This is a genomic window from Paenibacillus sp. sptzw28, from assembly GCF_019550795.1.
In the GTDB taxonomy this organism is placed as follows: Bacteria; Bacillota; Bacilli; order Paenibacillales; family Paenibacillaceae; genus Paenibacillus_Z.
In genome coordinates, this window is the sequence record NZ_CP080545.1 from 981,229 (window position 1) to 997,065 (window position 15,837).

The 15,837-nt window shown below is 45.2% G+C and carries 12 protein-coding genes and 1 pseudogene; 10 read left to right on the forward strand and 3 right to left on the reverse strand.

Annotation, left to right across the window (positions count from 1 at the left end):
• Positions 1-265: 265 nt before the first annotated feature.
• Complete coding sequence (locus tag KZ483_RS04605) at positions 266-1,543, reverse strand: IS110 family RNA-guided transposase (RefSeq protein ID WP_220351556.1); 1,278 nt, start codon at positions 1,541-1,543, stop codon at positions 266-268.
• A gap of 208 nt (positions 1,544-1,751) precedes the next feature.
• On the opposite strand from KZ483_RS04605, the gene KZ483_RS04610 reads away from it, so the two are divergent.
• From KZ483_RS04610 to KZ483_RS04625, 3 genes and pseudogenes are all read left to right on the forward strand, one after another.
• Entirely contained in the window at positions 1,752-2,243 is a 492-nt protein-coding gene (locus tag KZ483_RS04610) for an NUDIX hydrolase (protein WP_220351557.1), read from the forward strand.
• 98 nt (positions 2,244-2,341) lie between these two features.
• A pseudogene (locus KZ483_RS28875) lies at positions 2,342-2,848 on the forward strand (DUF2199 domain-containing protein); the annotation flags it as partial.
• A gap of 763 nt (positions 2,849-3,611) precedes the next feature.
• Positions 3,612-3,899 (forward strand): hypothetical protein, encoded by a 288-nt coding sequence (locus KZ483_RS04625; protein ID WP_220351558.1) that lies wholly within the window; start codon positions 3,612-3,614, stop codon positions 3,897-3,899.
• Between the two features lie 485 nt (positions 3,900-4,384).
• On the opposite strand, the gene KZ483_RS04630 is transcribed toward KZ483_RS04625, so the two are convergent.
• Complete coding sequence (locus tag KZ483_RS04630) at positions 4,385-5,656, reverse strand: IS110 family RNA-guided transposase (RefSeq protein ID WP_220351559.1); 1,272 nt, start codon at positions 5,654-5,656, stop codon at positions 4,385-4,387.
• 421 nt (positions 5,657-6,077) lie between these two features.
• On the opposite strand from KZ483_RS04630, the gene KZ483_RS29035 reads away from it, so the two are divergent.
• The 3 genes from KZ483_RS29035 (at position 6,078) to KZ483_RS04645 (ending at position 8,833) form a co-directional block, all read left to right on the forward strand.
• The gene (locus tag KZ483_RS29035) at positions 6,078-6,608 is read left to right on the forward strand and encodes a VanZ family protein (protein WP_397376180.1); all 531 of its coding nucleotides are present in this window, start codon (positions 6,078-6,080) and stop codon (positions 6,606-6,608) included.
• Between the two features lie 164 nt (positions 6,609-6,772).
• Complete coding sequence (locus KZ483_RS04640; RefSeq protein ID WP_220351561.1) at positions 6,773-7,840, forward strand: IS110 family RNA-guided transposase; 1,068 nt, start codon at positions 6,773-6,775, stop codon at positions 7,838-7,840.
• A gap of 543 nt (positions 7,841-8,383) precedes the next feature.
• Positions 8,384-8,833, forward strand: a complete 450-nt coding sequence (locus KZ483_RS04645) for a cell wall hydrolase (RefSeq protein ID WP_220347984.1) — start codon at positions 8,384-8,386, stop codon at positions 8,831-8,833.
• 435 nt (positions 8,834-9,268) lie between these two features.
• Here the strand turns inward: KZ483_RS04645 and KZ483_RS04650 are convergent, their stop codons facing one another.
• Positions 9,269-10,132 carry an ATP-dependent DNA ligase gene (locus KZ483_RS04650; protein WP_220351562.1) on the reverse strand — a complete coding sequence of 288 codons (864 nt, stop codon included), beginning with the start codon at positions 10,130-10,132 and terminating at the stop codon, positions 9,269-9,271.
• Positions 10,133-10,378: 246 nt separating this feature from the next.
• Here KZ483_RS04650 and KZ483_RS04655 point away from each other — a divergent pair, with 246 nt between their 5' ends.
• The 4 genes from KZ483_RS04655 (at position 10,379) to KZ483_RS04670 (ending at position 15,746) form a co-directional block, all read left to right on the forward strand.
• Complete coding sequence (locus KZ483_RS04655) at positions 10,379-10,981, forward strand: ATP-dependent DNA ligase (protein WP_258881538.1); 603 nt, start codon at positions 10,379-10,381, stop codon at positions 10,979-10,981.
• 407 nt (positions 10,982-11,388) lie between these two features.
• Positions 11,389-13,848 (forward strand): S8 family serine peptidase, encoded by a 2,460-nt coding sequence (locus KZ483_RS04660; protein ID WP_220351563.1) that lies wholly within the window; start codon positions 11,389-11,391, stop codon positions 13,846-13,848.
• A gap of 661 nt (positions 13,849-14,509) precedes the next feature.
• Positions 14,510-15,061 carry a hypothetical protein gene (locus KZ483_RS04665; RefSeq protein WP_220351564.1) on the forward strand — a complete coding sequence of 184 codons (552 nt, stop codon included), beginning with the start codon at positions 14,510-14,512 and terminating at the stop codon, positions 15,059-15,061.
• A gap of 202 nt (positions 15,062-15,263) precedes the next feature.
• Positions 15,264-15,746: a hypothetical protein gene (locus KZ483_RS04670; RefSeq protein ID WP_220351565.1), complete on the forward strand. Its 483-nt coding sequence runs from the start codon at positions 15,264-15,266 to the stop codon at positions 15,744-15,746.
• Positions 15,747-15,837 lie beyond the last annotated feature (91 nt).

A 15,837-nucleotide genomic window follows, 5' to 3' on the forward strand; every position in this document is an offset into this window, starting at 1 on the left:
GAAGGTGCTGGTCTAATTACAACATCTTCCATATAAAGATTTACTGCACGTCTCTCTCCACAAGGTCCTTGGGATTCACTCTCCCAAATCTCAACGGGTCTATGCCCTCACATTCCTTCGTCCTATCTATCCAAGGTGTGGAGTCCGATCAACGTTAACGGAACGGGTCTATGCCCTAAAGCCTAAAAATCTCGGTACTCCGTGCTTTCTTTGTGAAATCCTGCGAAACGAGCTAATCTACGTGTCTGGGTTGCGAATTTAGTTGTTAAGCTGCTAGTGGCGGTTGAGTCTTATCCGCGGAGAAAGTTTGTCCTTCTCTCGCCATGGCTACAAGCATTCGAGCCAATTTACCAATCAACTTCATCATGGATTGCATTTTCGTCATTCGTTTTACTTCAATGTTGTGTGCATGCAGGGCTTGGAATGCACGATTGTGAGATAAGAGGTGAAACACCGAGAAGTACAAATGCTTCCGTAGTAATGAGTTTCCTCGTTTGGTTAGCTTAATGTGCCCCTTATACTTGCCAGAACTACGTTCCGCTAAGTTTAATCCAGCCTTTCGCAATAACTGATTCCCGTGAGACAGCTTACGTAAGTCCCCGCCAAATGCGAATATGGCAGCCGTTGCAGGAACGGAAACACCGGCGGATCGAACGAGATCAGAACAGGGGATTTCGGGCAATAGCTTTTCAATGATCTCGTCCGCTTCATCAATGATGTGGCAGATTCGTTCATATTCTTCGATGAGGTGCCTAAGTTCCCATTTGTCTTCTTCAAGGGCAGTAGCGTCTCCAACGCTATGTCTAGCGAGTGTTTGGAGCTGAGTCGCCTTGTTCCTGCCTCGCACACCGCCAGGTCTAGCCATATACACTCCCCAGGTTTGCACCATCTGCTCCGGAGTTAACTGCAATACGTCAGATGGGGCTGGAAAACGACGCAAAGTAGCTAATGAACGAGGGCTAAAAATATCTTCGAACGCTTGTCTGTATTCTGGAAAACGGATATCCAGCCAACGGTGGATTCTGTTCTTAATCCGTCCGGATTTAACAACCCAATGCTCTCTGTTTGTGACAATAACCCGTAAGCGGCGGAAGGCTTCTTCCTTTGGAGAGAAGGGCGTGTAGAACCCGCGACTCACTGCATCTGCAATGACCAAAGCGTCCTTTGGGTCATTCTTTGAGGGGGAGTTGTCTCTGTTTTCCTTATTGCGCTTGGTCGTCATTGGATTAACAAGAACAACTGAAACACCTTGTTTCATTAACCAATTGGCGATATTGAACCAGTAGTGACCGGTGCTTTCCATTCCCACAACGACGTCATTCAAGTTGTGCATTTTCTGTAATTTACGAATGTTGCTTATTAAATGCTCAAAGCCCACATGGTCGTTCGAAAACATAATTGAGCGATTGGTGAGGACAATACCTCGAAAGTTAATAGCTTGAGCAGCATGTTTCTCCTTGGCAATGTCGATGCCTATGACAAGGGTGGAAGTAGAAATACGTTCTACACGTTGATTTTGAGCTTTAATTAATCTAGACTTCATAATAACGCCTCCTAAGGTGAGTTCTGAGGGCTGCAACCCAGTACATACTCATCCTAGCGGGGCGTTCGTTTTTCTGCAAATTGAATCTACTAACACCTACAGGAATGTTAACGGGCAGTTTTGTAAAATGAGTTTATAGATTACATTCGCACTTATGTGCGTTAGAATAGAGTGTGTGTATGGAAATAATGTGGAGAGAAGTGGTTAAATGTTCAAATATACTTTATGTTTCGTGAAACAAAATAACAATTTGCTTTTGTTAAATAGAGATTTTGCTCCAACAAAGGGACTCTGGAACGGTGTAGGAGGTAAAATTGAAGAAAACGAAACACCGTTAGAATGTGCAGTACGTGAAACATTTGAAGAAACTGGAATTGAACTATTGAATATTCAGTATAAAGGAATCGTTACGTGGGATGTCGATGGAAGCTATTCAGGAGGCATGTATGCATTTTTAGCGGAACTACCACACGAATATGTCTATTTGACTCCTTCAAAAGTAGATGAAGGTATTCTAGACTGGAAACCAATAGACTGGATTTTATCTGAGGGTAACTTTGGTGTTGGAGAAATGATTCCTCAATTCTTGCCAACAATATTGAACAATGAAGGGTGTTATGAACATAAATGCACCTTATACAATAATAAGTTAACCAGCTATACTGCAATACCTATTACTCATGAACTTGTGTTGAACTAACGGACACAAGACTTTAATATAACAACACCACGAGGTTGCCGCGGGATCGTTCGGCAGCCTCGCTCTGCTAACTGGCAGTTTTGTCCAATACATGGGAGGTGTTTGAAATTAAAGGATACACATGTAGTTGCTGTGGTGATTACCATGATGAACTCCCGACGAGCTTCGGGAACCCAGCACCTGTTTATTACGACATTGCCTCGCCCGAGGATCAGGATAAGAGGTTTGATCTAGGAGAAGACTTATGTATTATGGATAATGAGTATTTTTTTATCCGTTGCTGCATTGAGATTCCTATTATCGATACCGATGAACACCTGATTTGGGGAGTCTGGGTTTCTCTGAGCGAGGCTAATTTCAATAAAACAAAAGAGCTCTGGGACAACCAGGAATTACTTGAGCCAATGTATAGTTGGCTTTCTACTTCTTTGCCTTGTTATCCCGACACAGTAAACTTAAAAGCATTTGTACACCATAGAGGAAATGGACTAAGACCTTACATCGAACTGGAACCTACAGACCATCCTTTAGCGGTAGAATCTAAAATTGGAGTTACATATGAACGTGTTCAACAGATAGCTGAAGAACTATGTTCAAATAACGAACGAACAATGACAAACTGGCCATTTGAAGATCGACAAAGTACGGCTGTAATTACAACATATGGGGTGATGATGAAGAAACGCTTCATTTTATATGTATCACATGATGAAGATGATGGAATCTGGCAATTTCTTGAGGGCGCAACAGTCGCTGAAGAAGAAGCAAGAATGATAACTCTAAAAGAAATAGTTGAATTAGACCCCAGCCTAATTGAACTATCTGACTTAACCTTGGGGTGGATAGCCTGGAGGGAATCAGTTAACGACCAGTGGCACAAGGTGAAGAAATAATTGGGCAAAGCAATTGCGCTAACGGGCACGATATTCCTAATAGAAAGTGACAACAAATTTCTTGAGAAAAGGTGAGTTCAATTGACTTTAGGTTACTTCTTACTTTCAGTTGTGATTTCAATTATTCTCTTTTATATTGTTGGTATTACGATTCAACCAAACAACAATGATGGAGGAATGATTGCTATTATTGGAATTGTTATTTCAATACAGCTCTCATTTATAACTGCAATTTTATTAAATAAAAAAACGTAAGGGACAGTAAAACTAATTTAAAAACAACAGGGTGTATTTTAAATGTAACTCTGAGTTTTATGCTAAAGGAAACGATAGCGTAATGATTATGTCTGGAGCAGGCGCCGCGGCAATCTTTTCCTGATCGTTGAAGTAACTGGCTCGGAACAATCATACTCAAATTGGGGCAGTAGAGCAGTTTTTGGATGCATGCTCGACAGAATGGAGGAGGGGGGAGTTCATGTTTTTTTTGAGGAGAATGGCCTTTTGGTTCTCAGTATTTAGCATCATTATTTGTTTTAAAGACTACTGGGAAACTCTTCATGATCCCATGATTCTCATGATTGGACTCGGACCTTTTGAACCATTTCATCATTGGATGCTTGATTTTGATCCTTTTAAGCCACCAAATACTGCCGATATCAGAGAAAAGTTTCCTGGTTATATAGCACATTTTATTTTTTTCTTTTTAATTGGAACAATTCTTGATAAATTTGCTCGATCATTTAAACGTAAGCGAAGGAACTAATGGACATAGAGACTGCCTCGCAATCAATCGGCAGCCACTCCGAAGGGTCACTATAATCCTTAACCATTTATACCCTCCACAAATATGGTAATATCGTTGAACTCCCTCGGTACGAATTAGTTTTCTCACGAATGCTCGCTTATTCGCAGGATTTCGCCCCTTTTATGAGGGATGAAAGTTAGGAAGAGCGACCCCGTTATAGACGTTGGCAACATGAAGGCGTAGGGGATAGAGGGGGAGGTTGTCGCCCCAGACATTTCCAGATACTGCACGCATTCTCCACGCCACCCTCGGAGGTTTTCACTCCCATGTCTCAACGGGTCTTTGCCCTCTCATTCCTTCGTTACACCTGTCCAAGGGGTGGAGGCCGGTCTTGCTAACGGTACGGGTCGGTGCCCTTTGGTTCAATGTATCCGGTACTCCGTGCTTTCTTTGAAATCCCGCGAATAAGCCAATCTACGTGCAACGCAACGGTATGACTTGGTTTAAGCAGCTTGCTGAAGAGGGCGTGTCTTCTGTGGGATGTAAGCTTGACCCGTACGTGCCATGCCGACCAGGATCCGAGCCAGTTTGCCGCATAGCTTCATGATCGGCCTCATTTTCTTCATCTTCTTCACGTTCACATTGTATGCATGCATTGCTTGAAACTCGGGATTATTCATCACGAGACTCATCGTCATCATGAAGATAAAGCGTCGAAGGCGAGATCGCCCGCGCTTGCTGATCTTCATCTGTCCGGTCCATTTACCTGAACTTGCTTCGGCAAGATTGAGACCCGCATGACGCAGCAGGGCATTTCCGTGAACAAAGCCGCTTAAATCGCCGGCCTCACCAAGAATACCGGCTAGCGAGATGGCACTAATCCCCTTAACGGCCAGCATGGACTTCGCGAAGGGAATGCGTTCTAATACGGAAACGATCTCACGCTCTACGTCCTTCAACTGTGCACAAGCCAAGTCATACTCTGCGAGCAGCTGCTTCAAATGAAGCTTGTAGGCCTGCTCTGCTTGTCTGGAACCGACAGAGCGTCCAGCCAGTGCGATTAAGGCGCGGGCCTTCCGCTCACCGCAGTGCCGCTTCATAAGAGACTTCCATCGCTGAATCAGATCTTGTGGTTGTAACTCGCTGAGTTCCGCTGGCGTTGGAAACAGACGAAGCGTAGCTAACGAACCAACGCCTATGAGGTTCCGGAATACCTGCCGCAGCTTAGGAAAAACCACGTCAACCCAGCGATGAATTTGGTTTTTGGCGCTTACGACTCGCTTCACTACAAAGTCCCGGTTGGAGAGTAAGACGCGGAGCTCTGTAAAGGCTTCAGGTGTGGTGCGTGCGATGGAGTAATACCCGTTCTTCACCATGTCGGCAATGACAAGCGCATCCTTTTTATCGCTCTTTGAGGGCGTATTGTCGCGGTTTTCTTTGTTCTTTTTCACAAGATGCGGATTTACGAGAACGACTTCAAACTGGCGTTCTGCAAGCCACCGGGATACATTGAGCCAGTAGTGTCCGGTCGGTTCCATTCCCACAATTGCTGTCGTTAAGTGATGGGCGGTCTGCAGACGCTGGATCCATTGAAGAAGGTTGAGAAATCCATCCTCGTCGTTGGAAAAGGATAAAGGATTGCCGATCACGATACCGCGAAAATTTACGGCGCGTGCGACATGCGTTTGCTGGGCGATGTCGATCCCGACGACGAGATGCTGGGCGGTAATTTTTTCAATGAGTTGATTTTGCCGGGCTTGGGATTTAAACTTCATAGTAGAGCGTCCTCCTGGATGATGGGATTTTTAGGGCTATGACCCGTTGTGTACTCCCATCGTACCGAGGCGCTCGTTTTTTTGCAAAGCGGAAATTTAACGCTCTACAGGAATGCTAACGGAGCGATAGTACAGAAAAAAGCGATGGAGACGATCCATCGCTTCGTTGTGCTAACTGGCAGGATAATGCAACAAAACTCGCTAAATGAACGTCTAAGCATTGGAAGTATTAGGGATTTCAATGGGAATTGCATTCAAGGTAAGGAGGGGGTTAATATCAAGCGTACCTTAATGATATTGGTGTTCCTTATATCCGCGACAGCAAATGGCGTTTCAATATACAATCGGATACAAACCTTTTATTAAGGTTTGTTCTTGACTTTTTAGCAGAGGAGACCTATTTATGAGATTTGTTATTGATATGCTTTCATTCGCAATTCCCATAACGCTGATTTACTTTATTGTTAGAATTTGTTTATTGAAAGTGTTTAGAATCACGTGGGTTCGAGAAGTTCTTAATATATCTTTTGTTTTATATATTTCTTCATTAGTATTTATTGTTTGGCTTTATTATGCCACTCAGACTGACTATGTTCTATATAATCTTATCCCTTTTAAAACTATCATAGAATACGTTCAAGAATTCCCTTCTAGCACGGCTATTAAAAATATTGTGGGTAATCTCGCAATTTGCATGCCGTTTGGTTTTTACTATTATTTCAATCTCAGGATCATACCCAAAATCAACATAGCAGTTTATGCTGTTATTATTCCGGTGATTATTGAATCCATACAGTTGTTGATGTATTTCATTAATCTAGGAATGAGGGCTGTAGATATTGATGACGTTATCTTAAATTGTTCCGGCATTATAATAGCGTACTACATGACGAAAAGTCTTTTTCAGAAGAAGCGGAATCCCGCTAAATTGCGACGCACGGTCGGTTACTAAGTTTAAGTCGACTTCTGTGAATTCGCAAAATCTTCTCGATAAATGATTAAGCTAAACATTCCTGTTAGTCCTAAGAAATGGACTTTGTCAAAAAAGGAGCGCCTCGGTATGATGGGTTTGTCCACGGGCTCGAAACCCAACACCATCAAGGAGGCGCTCTTACTATGAAGTTTAAGCAATCGGACGGGCAAAATCAACGTATTGAACGAATTACCACCTCTCATCTTGTTGTGGGAATTGACATGGCAAAGGAAACCCATGTTGCACAAGCCACGAATTTCCGCGGAATAGTCCTTTCCAATCGGCATCTTTCGTTTAAGAACACACATGAAGGATTTGAAAAATTACAACGGTGGCTGGATGCCTTACAGCAGAAACACAGATTAAAAAGTCTCATCATCGGCATGGAACCGACAGGACACTATTGGACAAACTTGGCCAATTGGCTTGCTCAGAAAGGAGTAAACGTTGTTTTGGTGAATCCAGCAACGACGAAACGGAACAAGGAAAACCGTGACAACTGTCCCTCCAAGAGCGATCCGAAGGACGCACTTGTGATCGCAGATGTTGTGAGCCGTGGCTATTACTATGATTACACTCGTCAAGCGACTCACTTTCAAAGGTTACGCACCATTATGAGCGATCGAGAATTTTGGGTTGCGAATAGTGTTCGATTGCAGAATCGTATTGTTCGGTGGCTGGATATTCGTTTCCCTGAGTATGCTTCCGTTTTTAAACGGTTGTTAGAGGAGTATCAGCGCATTGCCAATATCTTAGAACAGATCGAAAAAGAACTTGTAACTTTACTAGGTGATATACCTCTAGTCAGCCAACTTCGCTCCGTAAAAGGTCTTGGAACGATTTACATTGCAGCGATTCTGTCTGGTGCAGGTGACTTGAAACAGTACGCCCATGGGCGTCAGTTACTGAGGAAAGCCGGTTTAAACTTAGCCGAAAGCATGTCAGGAAAACGCAAGGGAGAGATCGTGATCTCCAAACGAGGAGATGCCAAACTGCGAAAATATATGTATCTCGCTACGCTTACACTGGTAGGAACCAACCCAGTCTTTCGGCAGTTGCATGAAAATAATGTTCAGGTCAAGCATATGAGCAAGCAACAATCGGTGTTTAAGCTGCTTGGGAAACTGGCTCGAATCCTAATCGGTATGGTTCAAAGCGGAGAGAAATTCACTCCTGAAAAAACAGTCCACTCGTACGCTCAAGCAGCATAAAACGTGATAGAAACCACGTAAATTGACTCATTCGCAGGATTTCGACTAAAGAAAGCACGGAGGACCGAGTACGTCTCCGATAAGGGCGCAGACCCATCAGCTAAACGCTATCGGTCTCCACACCTTGGATAGGTGTAACGAAGGAATGTAAGGGCATAGACCCGTCGAGCCGTGGGATGGTAAACCTTCAGGGATTTGTGGAGTATGCGTGCAGTAGAAAAGGCCTTTGGGGAAATGTTCCAGACGTTTCTTCTATTTCCGCATGCCCTAATCCTAGACGGAAAAGTACATGTGGCTTACATTCCCCCCAACCGTTACAATACAAGGTGATGAAATCCTGCGAAGGAGTGAGCATACGTGAGATAAACCTTTAAAACCGAGGGACGGAGTACGATAGTTCAACCATTACACAGCGGCAGCCGGCCAAACGATCGGCTACTTTTTTAAGTTTTGACACCCTGGCACACATGTGACCCCGCACGCCAACGGTCATTTTGCCAAAATGTGAATATAGTGTGTTAACCAGTTAAAGGGGGTTTTGCCATGGGTGCGAGGGTTAAGTATAGGTCGTCTGACGTTGATTTGTTGGCGCGGCTTATGAGGGGCGAGGCACAGGCGGAAGGCGAAAAGGGTATGTTAACGGTTGGCGCTGTCGTGATTAATCGGGCCGTAGTCAGGTGTTCGGACTTCAAGAACGTCAACAATATTAATGATGTTATTTATCATTATATGAATGACGATGCCATGTTCGATGCCATATTAGAACCCGATTTTTATCTGAAGTCACGGGAACGAGAGCGGCGGCTAGCTGAACAGACCATAAAAGGCTGGCGAGAATGGCCTTCAAAATACTCGCTGTGGTATTTCAACCCGTGGGGGCCAACATCTCAAGCTTGTCCCGCAATGTGGTACGGTCAACCGCTCGCGGGTGCTTGGAAAAATCATTGTTTTTACCAACCTACAAGCACGGAATGCGCGGAAATTTACCGATAAAAAGCTTTATAAGGGCGAATGCCATAAGGCATTCAATGCCTGGTATGCCATCGACTACGAAAAGTTGCCTTAAAAGAAGCACAGCCTCTTCTTGATAAGAGTCCTCACCTGACTGTGAAAAAATAGGTGATCAATTAAAAGTAGTTACAAATCCAAACTTTAAATAATCAAGGGTGAGCTTTTGCCAAATTTCAAGTAGTATCGGAAGAAGATTAAGCTAACGGAGACGATAGCACGGCAATGGAACCGATCCATCGTCTGTATTAGTGTTAGTGCAATGAGTACAGCGGCAGTTTAGACTTTATTTGTTCGGTCCTAGTCCGCCGCTGTTTCATTTTCAGAGCCAGTCTAATTCATAAACCCCGTAACATCAAGGAGCTCAGTCTAACACTGTATTTTCTAAAGACACTAACCGCGAGTAACAAGCAAACCTGGTTATACTATAAATTCCACGAAACTGGGCGCTCGCAGCATGCCTGCCTTGGTCCAATTCCGCATCCTTACGCGCGCCCTAATCCTTGGTTCCACGTAGACATTGGTGTTATCCTCGCCTGTAATTAACTGCCCAACAACGCCTCTAAACGCTTTCTTCGCAACCGGGGGTACGCCGAGTTCTATTACGCCGGCAGGGCGCAATGTACCAGCATCGCTGTGCACCGCAGCCAGCCATCCGAACTGCTGCTTACGCCATCCTGTTATATAAACGTCAACATACGTCCAGTTAATGATTTTTAGCCAATTTGGGCTGCGCTCACTAACATACACAGACTCTTTCCGCTTAGCTACGATACCCTCCATATTTCGCTCCTTAATCACGTCAAACAGTCCCTTACCCGTGCCCTCTATTGTAAGTACGGATCTGAACGCCTTCGAGCCACCATACACGTCCGCCAGGATCCGTTGGCGTTCGTATAGCGGCAGCTTGCGTAAATCCCGCCCATTCAGATCCAAGATATCGAAAGCGTAGAATGTAACGGGATTATGGCGCATAGCAGCAGCTATTTTATCGGTGTTCTTAACGGCAAATCGCGTCTGCATCCGCTCGAAATCGATTGCGCCGTCCTCGTCATGGCACGCGATTTCACCGTCTAAAACGACGTCTTCAATCACTGGTACGTCCCATAGCTCCGGATAGAGGCGCGTGACTTCGTTATCGTGGCGTGTGAATATGTGTGTCTCGCCGTTGTGGCGAGTAATGATAGCGCGATGACCGTCTATTTTTGGTTGGAATACGTAACGCTTGTCGTCGAACGGGTCGGGCGCTGTCTCCAGTAACATCGGATATATGAAATTGTACATAAAAACACCTCTAACGCAATTATAGCGTGCTTGCTATAGAGATAGAGGTGGTAAGTTATGGGGGGAGGAGATATGATTCTGTCTATTTTTGTGCAATGGTATTTTTTATGAAACCTCTTAAAATCCGGTACTAATAAGATCTAATCTAATTATTATTGTACATATTATTTTTGTGCAATTTAATGGAGATATCCGAAGATCGACGGCCACCGTCTGATCCTTTCCCTCACTAATGGCCAAGTTCATTTGTATACGCGGCACAATAACGAAGTTACGCGCCAGTACCCTGAGCTGCACAGCGTGCCGGTGGAGCCGGGCTGCAGCGTTGTTCTCGACGGCGAGGTGGCACGTATGGACGAGAGCGGCTGGATCGATTTCGAAGCGGTTATGGAACGATTCAAGCTGACGAGAACGACAAAGATACGCGAGGCCGCATTAACGAAACCCGTCCATTACTATGTGTTCGACGTGCTGCATTACAACGGAACGGATGTCCGCAGTTGGCCTCTCTTAGAACGAAAAGCGCTGCTTATGCGAATCCTTACCGCTAATGCGTTCTACTCACCTGTTTTTGCCGTAGAGGGCGCCGGTACCGCCTTATTCGATTCCATTAGAGCGCGCAATTTGGAGGGGATCGTGGCGAAGCGCAGAGATAGCCTGTATGTTGGCCGGCGCAGTGATAATTGGCTGAAGATTATCAATTACCAGTACACCGATGTCTATATAGCGGGCTATCGAAAGGATCAATTCGGATGGTTGGCGCATATGAACGGCAGTTCGGCAGGCATTATCGAATTATCGGTACCAAGCGCGCACAAGAAAGCCTTCTATGGTGTGGGAATACGATAGTTACCGGTGAAGACCGGGATTATGTGTATGTGCAGCCGCGTATCAAGGCCCGCGTGAGATTTCGCAACAGGACGAAGAACGGGATGCTGCGCTCGCCGGAGTTTGTCGAATTTATGCTTTAATTCAGCTGAATAAACGAACGTATTATTGCGAGCAGGCAGAGCCTGTTCGTTATTTTTTTGATATAAGAGGGAAGCCTGCGGCTTCGTGTTTTTAATGGACTCAGCGCAAGCGGATGCCGGTTATGTGCCAACGACCGTAATTTGATTAAATTGTAAAGGATTTCAAGTGAATTATGTCGAATATATTGGTACGATTTTCCGGGCTCATCGAAGCATCGGACACATAAGTCAGAATCGATGCGGTGATGAAGCCCGGTTAATCGAGGTTGATCAAAAAGGAGTGATATGATGAGAGTCAAATCGATTTTTGCGTGTGTGGTTATTGTTATTGCTTTATTCACCGGAGCGTTTTCCGCGGCAGGTGCGGAAACGGCACCCCGACAGGCGGTTGTGGATCCGCTGCTGATCCAAGCGCTGCAGGCCGCCCCCGGAACGCCTGTTGAAGCGATCGTAACCTTCAGAGGGAATGATGCCCCGACAGTATCCGATATCGAGCTTTTGAGAACGATTGGCATTAGCCAAGGAGCAGCGCTTCAATCCCTTCCGATGGCCGGCGTTGTGGTTACTTCGGATCAGGTTAATGCGCTTGCCGCAAGTTCGGCAGTCCGTTCTATCTTTTTCAATAAAAAGCTGGAATATTTCAACTACGACAGCACTGCTCTAACCGGAGTGGATAAGGTGCGTGGCGATGCCGGTATGTCCGTAGAGAACGGGGGTCTCCCTGTCTCCGGCAAAGGAGTGACCGTAGTCGTGAATGACAGCGGAGTCGACGGAACCAATAAAGACATCGAATTCGGAAGACATCTGGTGCAGAACGTAAGCGGCGCGACGAACCTTCACGCTCTCAGCGATTTGCTTCCCGTCACTTACTCGGAAAATATACCGAATACCGATACCAACTCCGGACACGGCACTCACGTGGCCGGTACGGTTGGCGGGACCGGCGCGATGTCAAACGGCAAATACGAAGGAGTGGCTCCGGGTGCCGACCTGGTAGGATACGGATCGGGGGCGGCTCTCTTCATACTGGATGCGCTGGGAGGCCTCGATTATTCTTTAACCCATCAGTATGAATATGGTATTCGAATCATTACCAACTCTTGGGGTTCCTCCGGCGATTTCGACCCTGAAGACCCTATCAATATCGCAACCAAGAAAGCGTATGACAGAGGAATCGTCGTCACTTTCGCCGCTGGAAATGAGGGTCCGGGAGAAGATACTCACAATCCTTATGCAAAAGCTCCTTGGGTCATCTCGGTTGCGGCAGGGGATAAACAAGGCAAGCTTGCGGATTTCTCGTCGCGCGGAGTCAAAGGGAAAAAAGGTACGTTCATGATAGACGGTCAAACATGGACATGGGAAGACAGGCCGACCGTAACGGCTCCAGGTGTCGATATCATCTCGACCCGGACCCTGGCTCCCGTTTCTTCCCTCGCGGCGGCTGATGACGCGGCTGCCATCGAACCGGCATATCTGCCGTATTATACGATGATGAGCGGAACATCGATGGCTACTCCGCATGTGGCAGGAATAGTCGCATTAATGCTTGATGCGAACCCGGCCTTGTCCCCGGCGGAAGTCAAACAAATTCTTCAGCTCACCGCGACCAATATCCCCGGGACTGAATCGTGGGAAACCGGAGCAGGCTATGTCAATGCATATGCGGCCGTCGATTATGCTTTCAAGGCTAAAAATTACGGAAAAACGGTAAACCTGTTCCGTCGATTCAACAGCAATGCCGACATCACTGCCGCCCGGACGCCTTTCATGGTTGACTATAACCCGGCGACAGGCAGTTCGAACCGTTTCAGCTTCTCTGTGGAGGCCGGTAAGACGGAACTGGTTGTCAGGATTAATGCATATGGAATTGACGAAACGACAGGCAATCCGATGAATCTGGTGCTGATCTCGCCGGGCGGAACCGAATACAGTTCGGGTGTCTACGTATTGTTTCCGCTCTATACGGACCGGACGGTATCGGTATCGACTCCGGAAGCGGGTACCTGGACGGTTGAACTTAGAGGGGTGAGAAACACGGCAGCACTGCCGGAAGAAGTAAAAGGGACGGTCACGTTAAAAACAGCGAGCGGATTTACCGGTCTGAGCGATATTGCGGGAAACCCGGCAGAAGCTGCGATCAAAACAGCGGTAAGCGAACGCTTGGCGGACGGTTATGCAGATGGAAGCTTCAAACCGAATCAAACGCTGATACGTAAAGAGCTGGCGAATTATTTGACGATGGGTGCGGAAATCAGACAGTCGCTTCCATCCACCGCATCTTTTACAGACGTGAATGCCGCCGATTTACCCTTCGTCGAGGCGGTAACTGCCAAAGGAGCCGCATTTAGAGATCGTCTGCAGCAGCAAAACGGAGTCTTGCTTCCTGTCTCGGCAGGAAAATTTGCTCCGGGTGCAGCCGTACTCCGCGCCGATCTGGCTTACTCGCTTATACAAAGCATGGGGCTGCAGGAACAGGCTTCCGCGCTTAGCGGTCTGGATGTTACCGTTCAGTACGGAGACCAGAGAATCCCCATCGAGGATGCGGCCGACATCCCTGAGGCCCTCAGAGGGTACGTTCAGCTTGCTTTGGATTTGAACATTTTAAACGCTTATTTCACGGTGACGCAAAGCCCTTATGATATGGCCCCTACCGTCCATGCCGTTTTTAAGCCCGGGGCAAAAGTAACCCGAGGGGATTTTGCTGTTGCGATTACCCGCTTTTACAACGCTTATTTAGCCGGTTAACTATCGAAAGTGTTTGATCAAACGAATACTTATTTGTCAGTCTGGGCAGGGCTGCCGTTTGGCAGCCCTTTGTTGATCTTGGAAGTGTGTGAGATTGGATAAAAATTAAGAGGTGAAGAAACAAATTTTTTTGATTTGAATGGTGCGCTTCTTGATTTTAAAGGTGCGGGATTTCAGGCCGTGTATGCTTTCTATGAGAAGTATAAACCCATGCTCAAATAAATATGAGCGCTGAACAATTTTATCAAGAATGGTGTAGAACCGGTAAAAAACACTACACAAGATTTTTAGAAGGACAATTGTCATTTGAGCGGTCCGAAAATCGAAAGAGTAAAGAGATGATGAAGACAAGTACTGGTGAATGGTTGTCCCACGGCAGGAATAGTGGTCATCTTTTCAATCGATTGCAGGCTTGGCACCGTAATTCCGGCCATGACGGTAACAAACGCAAAAGGAAAATCTACCTCAACTTACAGATCATTTAGAACTGATAGCCAAACCGGATGCAAAATTGCAACCGTTACGGCGATATACGATAGTGGAAAACGGTTGCTTCGGCAGCCGTTTTTTTAGCTTAGGCTCTGTGAAGTGTGTTATTGATTTTTTATTGAGATAGACTACTGTGTTAAAATTAACAAAAACAGAACGGTGGTGTTAATTTATGAAGTTTGAATATAACTTTGTTGCCCGTTGGGTTGTGGATGGATTTATTGAAATAAATTCTCAGAGGTCATCATTTAATGTCACTTATGTATCTGACTGTTTAGGTGATTTACTTTCCGCACTTTTGTTAATAAATTCAAACTGCGTTTCAAAGGACGATGGGTTAAGAACAGTCACGAGTTGTCATTGGAACAGTGAACCTTGTATTACAACTTGGAATTTTACATTAAAATCAAATGGAATATTACATGTCATAGTCAAAAATAACGCCATGGAAGGGGATGGAAATAAAACAGACATCGATACAGAGTGTCCTTATGATACTTTATTGGAATTAATCATTTTGAAAGTTGATTCTTTAATTAAAGAACATGGAATTGTGGGATACAAAGAAAATTGGGACCATGAGTTCCCAATGAGTACATTCCTAAAATTAAAAAACTATTTGCTTAATAATAAAACCTATTCATTAAAAGAAATTGGAGATGAATATGGCGAAATAAAGAAAAGTGATTTACGTAACGATATTGCGATATTGTACGCTGATTAAGCTAACGAACACAAGAGCTCAACTCCGAAGGGGCTGCAGAATCAGTGGCTGCCCCTTCGCTCACCTAACGGGCAGACGGATGTAAGAAACTTTTGACTATTTACTCCGTCTAATGATTATATACCTATTGGTCGAGGCTTTTCTCGGATGAAACGACGAATTATAGTTGTAGCTTTGTTGTTACTTAGAGAAACATCGTTGAATGAGAGGAGTGGTGAACATAAAGCGTTTACTCGGAATTATATTGTTATGTACGAGTGTACTTAGCGGGTGTCAAGAGAATAGCAATATTTACTCGGGTATTGAGAAAACTGATATTGAAGATATTTCTAATGCCAAAAATTTAGAGTTTGTTTATGAATACAAAGGGTATACCGATCATTGGGCAGCAGCTTATTACGTATACAAAATGATAGATAATGATGAACACGCTTCTAAACTTGTTTTAAAGTATGTTGGAAAGCAGCCAGAACCGACAGGCGAATTAAGGTATGCATATGATACTGAAGGTGGTGGAGCTGGAAGTGGTACTTTGCCAAGTGACCATTCAAAGGATGGAATTTATTATCTAGGTTCTTCTGGAGGTAATGGCGCCATTGCAGCCCGAAATTCCTTAGTTAAGATGCAGGTCAAATGGAATGGGAATACAGAAACTTTTGAACTAAAACCCGAGATTAATCGTTAAGAGCTCAATAAACATCAGCGAAGGCTGTCGGGCAGTTAGATCGGCAGCCTTTGCTCAACTAGCGGGCAGGATAACGTGATAGTAACCTTAA

Coding starts and splice junctions, on each gene's coding strand:
- KZ483_RS04625 (WP_220351558.1), top strand. CDS start 3,612: ATGTTTTTTTTGAGGAGAATGGCCTTTTGGTTCTCAGTATTTAGCATC.
- KZ483_RS04610 (WP_220351557.1), top strand. CDS start 1,752: ATGTTCAAATATACTTTATGTTTCGTGAAACAAAATAACAATTTGCTT.
- KZ483_RS04645 (WP_220347984.1), top strand. CDS start 8,384: ATGGGTGCGAGGGTTAAGTATAGGTCGTCTGACGTTGATTTGTTGGCG.
- KZ483_RS04660 (WP_220351563.1), top strand. CDS start 11,389: ATGATGAGAGTCAAATCGATTTTTGCGTGTGTGGTTATTGTTATTGCT.
- KZ483_RS29035 (WP_397376180.1), top strand. CDS start 6,078: ATGCTTTCATTCGCAATTCCCATAACGCTGATTTACTTTATTGTTAGA.
- KZ483_RS04650 (WP_220351562.1), bottom strand. CDS start 10,132: ATGTACAATTTCATATATCCGATGTTACTGGAGACAGCGCCCGACCCG.
- KZ483_RS04670 (WP_220351565.1), top strand. CDS start 15,264: ATGAGAGGAGTGGTGAACATAAAGCGTTTACTCGGAATTATATTGTTA.
- KZ483_RS04605 (WP_220351556.1), bottom strand. CDS start 1,543: ATGAAGTCTAGATTAATTAAAGCTCAAAATCAACGTGTAGAACGTATT.
- KZ483_RS04665 (WP_220351564.1), top strand. CDS start 14,510: ATGAAGTTTGAATATAACTTTGTTGCCCGTTGGGTTGTGGATGGATTT.
- KZ483_RS04630 (WP_220351559.1), bottom strand. CDS start 5,656: ATGAAGTTTAAATCCCAAGCCCGGCAAAATCAACTCATTGAAAAAATT.
- KZ483_RS04640 (WP_220351561.1), top strand. CDS start 6,773: ATGAAGTTTAAGCAATCGGACGGGCAAAATCAACGTATTGAACGAATT.